The organism is Pseudoalteromonas sp. SWN166 (genome assembly GCF_015864485.1).
Classification (GTDB): Bacteria; Pseudomonadota; Gammaproteobacteria; order Enterobacterales; family Alteromonadaceae; genus Pseudoalteromonas.
In genome coordinates, this window is sequence record NZ_JADYXB010000027.1 from 45,399 (window position 1) to 51,398 (window position 6,000).

General features: G+C 34.0%; 6 protein-coding genes. All 6 read left to right on the plus strand.

Annotated elements, in window-relative coordinates; genetic code table 11:
- The first annotated feature begins 122 nt into the window (after positions 1–122).
- Entirely contained in the window at positions 123–752 is a 630-nt protein-coding gene (locus I6F49_RS14930; protein ID WP_231615111.1) for a TnsA endonuclease N-terminal domain-containing protein, read from the plus strand.
- On the plus strand, positions 749–2,590 hold the full coding sequence (locus I6F49_RS14935) for a Mu transposase C-terminal domain-containing protein (RefSeq protein ID WP_197181180.1): 1,842 nt from the start codon (positions 749–751) through the stop codon (positions 2,588–2,590). The genes I6F49_RS14930 and I6F49_RS14935 overlap by 4 nt, the downstream gene beginning before the upstream one ends.
- On the plus strand, positions 2,587–3,588 hold the full coding sequence (locus I6F49_RS14940; RefSeq protein WP_197181181.1) for a TniB family NTP-binding protein: 1,002 nt from the start codon (positions 2,587–2,589) through the stop codon (positions 3,586–3,588). The genes I6F49_RS14935 and I6F49_RS14940 overlap by 4 nt, the downstream gene beginning before the upstream one ends.
- Positions 3,589–3,887: 299 nt before the next feature.
- On the plus strand, positions 3,888–4,226 hold the full coding sequence (locus I6F49_RS14945) for a hypothetical protein (RefSeq protein WP_197181182.1): 339 nt from the start codon (positions 3,888–3,890) through the stop codon (positions 4,224–4,226).
- Positions 4,223–4,687 (plus strand): hypothetical protein, encoded by a 465-nt coding sequence (locus I6F49_RS14950; protein WP_197181183.1) that lies wholly within the window; start codon positions 4,223–4,225, stop codon positions 4,685–4,687. Before I6F49_RS14945 ends, I6F49_RS14950 begins: the two co-directional genes overlap by 4 nt.
- Positions 4,688–4,794: 107 nt before the next feature.
- A complete protein-coding gene (locus tag I6F49_RS14955; RefSeq protein WP_197181184.1) occupies positions 4,795–5,802 on the plus strand; it encodes a hypothetical protein in 1,008 nt (335 codons plus the stop codon).
- Positions 5,803–6,000: the final 198 nt, after the last annotated feature.

Sequence of the window (6,000 nt, forward strand, 5' to 3'; positions counted from 1 at the left end):
CGCAAAAAATAAATAAATTGTTTACTATCATTCACTTATATTTTTATTTAAGCATAGTGTGACATAATCATTTTTATTTGTATATTATGTATACGATGATAATAAAAACACTGGTTTAGCGCATGTATATACGTAACTTAAGAAAACCTTCCCCTAATAAAAATGTATTCAAATTTGCTAGTACTAAAGTTGGCAATGTAATTATGTGTGAAAGTACATTAGAGTTTAATGCTTGTTTTCATAATGAATATAACGATTTAATCGAAAGCTATGGTAGTCAACCAGAGGGTTTTAAGTATGAGTTCATGGGTAAAAGCTTGCCTTATACCCCTGACACGGTAGTCGTATACAAAGATAAACGTGTAAAATATCATGAGTATAAGTATGAAACAGAAACAGCTGAGCCTTTATTTAGAGAAAGGTTCTCTGCAAAAAGAGCCGCTTGTCTAAAAATGGGCGTTCAGTTGATTTTAGTAACTGAAAACCAGATTACAAAAGGACTTGCTTTGAATAACTTTAAGCTATTGCATCGATACTCGGGTGTTTACGGTATTAAAAATATTCAGAGTGAAATGCTTAATTTTATTAATAAATCAGGAGCAATAAACTTAGTTGATGTAAAATCTCAATTTAATTTGTCAATTGGTGAAGCGCGGTCTTTTTTATATTCATTGCTTCATAAAGGTTTGTTGAAAGCAGATTTAGAGGATGATGATCTAAGTAATAACCCAACATTGTGGGTTACACCGTGACAGATTTTTTCGATGAATTTGATGAATCATTAGCGCCACTTAAACCGCAAACACCTACACGATATGTCAAATTAGATGACGCTAACTTAATCAAGCGTGATTTGGATACCTTTTCAAATACTTTAAAAAACGAAGCGCTACAAAGGTATAAACTAATTATCTCTATAGATAAAAAGCTGTCAGCTGGGTGGACCCAGCGAAATTTAGATCCTATTTTAGATGAGATTTTTAAAGAAGATGAGCAAGCTCGGCCAAATTGGCGCACTATTGCTCGCTGGCGTAAAAAGTTTCTTGAAAGTAATAGAGACCTAGCTTCTCTTGTGGTTAAGAACCATAGAATGGGTAACCGAATCAGGCGTGTAGAAGGCGATGAGATTTTTTTTGATAAAGCATTAGATCGTTTTTTAGATGCTAAAAGGCCTACAGTCGCTACCGCTTATCGATATTACCAAGATCTTATTATTATTGAAAATGAGAGTATTGTCGAAGGCAAAATTCCAATTATATCTTACACTGCGTTTAACAAAAGAATTAAAGCAATACCCCCATATGCTGTCGCGGTGGCAAGACATGGCAAATTTAAAGCAGAACAATGGTTTGCTTACTGTGCTGCACATATACCTCCTACAAGAATATTAGAGCGTGTGGAGATTGATCATACCCCACTTGATTTAATTCTACTTGATGATGAGTTACTTATCCCTATAGGAAGACCTTACCTAACATTACTTATTGATGTATTTAGTGGCTGTGTTCTTGGTTTTCATCTTAGTTATAAATCTCCTTCGTATGTATCTGCAGCTAAGGCTATTGCTCATGCGATTAAGCCAAAGTCACTTGATGCTCTGAATATACAACTACAAAATGATTGGCCTTGCTTTGGTAAAATTGAAAATTTAGTAGTAGATAATGGTGCTGAATTTTGGTCTAAAAACTTAGAGTATGCTTGTCAGTCAGCAGGAATAAATATTCAATATAACCCTGTACGCAAGCCTTGGCTCAAACCATTTATAGAGCGTTTTTTTGGAGTGATGAACCAATATTTCTTAGCGGAAGTTCCAGGTAAAACATTTTCAAACATATTAGAAAAAGAAGAATACAAACCTGAGAAAGATGCAATCATGCGTTTTTCAACGTTTGTAGAAGAATTTCACCGTTGGATTGTGGATGTATACCATCAAGATAGTAACTCACGTGAAACGCGTATCCCAATTAAGCAGTGGCAACAAGGGTATGCTGTTTATCCTCCTTTAGCTATGAATGAAGAGGATGAGGCGCGTTTTACTATGCTAATGCGTATCTCAGACTCAAGAGCGTTAAATAGAAACGGTATAAAATTTAAAGGGTTAATGTATGACTCGACTGCTTTAGCTGATTATCGTAAACATTATCCGCAAACAAAAGAAACTGAAAAAAAACTGTTTAAAGTCGACCCTGATGACATTTCAAAAATTTATGTTTACTTAGAAGAGCTGGAAAGTTACCTAGAAGTACCATGTACAGACCCTACCAACTATACGGATGGGTTAAGTATTTATGAGCATAAAATAATAAAAAAAATTAACAGAGAAACTATAAGAGAATCTAAAAATAGTTTGGGCTTGGCTAAAGCTCGTATGGCAATTCATGAGCGAGTAAAACAAGAGCAAGAAGCTTTTATTGCATCAAAAACTAAAGTTAAGATAACAGCCGTTAAAAAGCAGGCTCAAATAGCTGATGTAAGTAATACAGGAAAGGGGACTATTAAGGTCTCTGAAGAAAGTGCAGCCCCTGTGCAAAAAAATATTAGTAACGATGCCTTCGATGATTGGGATGATGATTTAGAGGCGTTTGAATGAATGCCTTTACAGAGATGCAGATCGAACAGTTGCGAAACTTTAGCGATTGCATTGTTATGCACCCTCAAATAAAAACAATTTTTAATGATTTTGATGAGCTAAGGTTTAATCGTAAATATCAGTCAGACCAGCAGTGTATGCTATTAATTGGTGATACAGGAGTTGGAAAAAGCCATACCATTAATCACTACAAAAAAAGAGTTCTAGCTACACAGAATTATAGCCGAAGCACTATGCCAGTCTTAATAAGCCGTATCTCTAGGGGAAAAGGCTTAGATGCAACTTTAATCCAAATGCTGGCAGATCTGGAGCTATTTGGAAGTAGCCAAATTAAAAAGCGAGGCTACAAAACAGACCTTACTAAAAAGCTTGTAGAAAGCTTAATTAAAGCTCAAGTAGAGCTTCTAATTATTAATGAGTTTCAGGAGTTAATAGAGTTTAAAAGCGTACAAGAACGGCAACAAATCGCAAACGGGTTAAAGTTTATAAGTGAAGAGGCAAAAGTGCCAATAGTACTGGTTGGTATGCCTTGGGCTGCAAAAATAGCTGAAGAACCACAATGGGCTTCTCGCTTAGTTAGAAAAAGAAAACTTGAATACTTTAGCTTAAAGAACGAGATTAAGTACTTTCGCCAATATTTAATGGGCCTAGCGAAGCAAATGCCATTTGATGAGCCGCCTAAGCTTGAAAGTAGGCATACTACAATGGCTTTATTTTCTGCATGTCGAGGGGAGAATAGAGCTCTTAAACATCTACTCTTAGAAGCTTCAAAATTAGCATTGGGTTGTAATGAGTATCTTGAAAATAAACATTTTATTACAGCTTATGAAAAGTTTGACTTTTTTAATGAAAAAGAGCCACTCAAGCTAAAGAACCCTTTTAAACAAGATATTAAAGATATTGAAATTTATGAGGTAATCAAAAGCTCATCTTATAACCCAAATGCATTGGACCCAGAGTATATGCTATTAGGCAGGCAGTTTTTATCAATAAAATAGCAAAGATTTAGCAACGATCTTTTTTTCTTTTAGCTAAGACTTAATTGAGAAAGTAATAGTGATCTTTTAGTATTGCTTAACCTAATTAAGTAAGATTTAATAGAGCTACTGGGATAGAAATGTACAAGGATAGTAAACAAGCAATACATAGTTTTATTGCTTAAAGCTACGAACATACCTCTACCTCTACCTCTACATTTACCAATCATATTAAATTAAGCATCCACATGCTTCTCATTTTAGATGTATTGCCAAACAGCTAAGCAGATCTACATTATTAAATAAAAGGAATAGATATTATGAACAATAGCAAGGAATTAAACTTAGGGTACAGTTTTACAACACTAGGTATTTGGAGAAAAATATATTTATGGTTTATGTGGATAATAACTATTTTAATATCAGGAGCAATTTTAAAGTTAAGTTCTGATAGTGAAGCCGGTATCGCTGCTGTAATTGTTGCTCTCAGTGCCGTTATTGGGTTTATGTATTGGGCACACTGGGCTATCTCTAAGCGCAAAGTTGGGCATATTACTGTGCTAGCAGTTCTCAACTTAATAGTTGGTGGAAATATTATTGGGTGCATAATTATGTTTTTTATACGCCACACTACAGTAAAAGAAATGGAAAATTCATGAAAATACTTAAGACATTATTCCTCTCTATATTAACTATAATAGTGGTTAAGATAGTTTTTGGAGTTATTGGAAACAATTCTGTTGGAAGCTTAGCTACTAATAATAAAACAATGGTATTAGAAAGTTTTTTAAATGAGTTCGTAATTAACAATGAAAACTTTACATACCCTATTCAGGTCGATGAAAATACGACGCTTCTCAGTCGAGAATTAAAAAAAATAAATGATAATTTATTTATTGTTGAAAATATAAAATTGAAATTTGATAAAAGTGAATTACAAGTATCTATAGGTGAATTCAAAGAGCTTCTGATAAATGAAGTAACACCTCCTTTTTGCTCTGGTTTAGCAGATAAAGATAATCTATTCAAAGGTTACTCTGATGTTGGCTTGATAGAAAAAATTATTGACTCAAATAACGAGTTTATAATGGAGATAAAAATAGATAAATCATCCTGCTAATCCTTATAGCTCTGATTTTAATATAAATTATTAGAATAGAGGAGGTAACCAGCATCAGTATATGGACTCCCATCAAACTTAGGTTAATAAATCACAAGGATGTAATTATGAACAACCAAATTAGAGTAATGCTAACCCTCATTTCTTTATTTATATTTCCATTAAAGTCATTTGCAGAGATTAAATTTTCAAATGCCACAGCTAAAGATATTGGACGGGCTTATGGCTTTTATATTGCTCAAAGTCACTCTTTAAGTGAAATTTCCCAAAGATATCCATCATTATCAATGTCTGCTGAAATAGTTGAAAAAGAATTTGCATCAAATTTTAGTACATCTATAAGCAATATGGATTTATTCATGGATAAACATGCAAAAAATGAATGGAGTAAAATTAAGCAGCAACTACCCAGTCAAATTGCAAACTTATTCAATATGGAGCAAGTTTCATTAGCCCAAGCTCGTGAGTTTGTAGAGCTGGTCCGTAAAAGGGCAAAAGGAGAAATAGAATCACCAATTATACAGACATTACTGCTTTTCAAACCCGCTTATGAAAGCAATCCAGGACTAGAATTTATTGATGGCCATAAGCAGAAGTATTTATCAGATGGTCTAGGAAAAGCAAAAGGAGTCGCCTTTTCTATTGAGCACCCCATAACTTGGATCGCTAAAGAAGCAGAGAGACCGAATATTGTACAAAAGTTTGTTAGTGAAAATGGACAAGGTCCTGCAAATTTCCTAATTTTAATTAAAGAGTTGCTAATAGAATCAGGTGAAAAAATAACAGAGGAAGATATAACAGAAATCTTAGAGCCAAAATATATTCAAAGTATCATACCTAATGGTGGGAATTATATTAATAGTGGCAGGTTAACGCTAGAGGGCTTGCCCGGATTTTGGATGCACTACAAATTAGAAAATTCTAGGGTAAGAAGTACTGTCGGGATGGAAGTACTGGTATACACTATCTATTATAATAACAAACAGATTCAAATTCAGGGGCAACTAATAACATCTTTCAATGGAGAGCCTACAGTTCATGTTGAGTTTGAAAAGTATGAAAAGCTATTTGATCTCATGGCGAACAGCTTTATAATTCTTAACTTGTATGAATGATAGAAAACCATTTAGGCTCAAGCTAAAGCCCTTAAAAATTTAAGTCAACGAAAAACTATTTATCTTCAAAGCTAGACACGAGGGCGTTCAGAATTCTGTGTCAGCCTAAATTGCTAAATATCTAGCACACCATCTAACCTACCTTCGAAGTGGATGGCCAATTGCGACAATGTCAGATTCCAGTTATGGATTGGCATT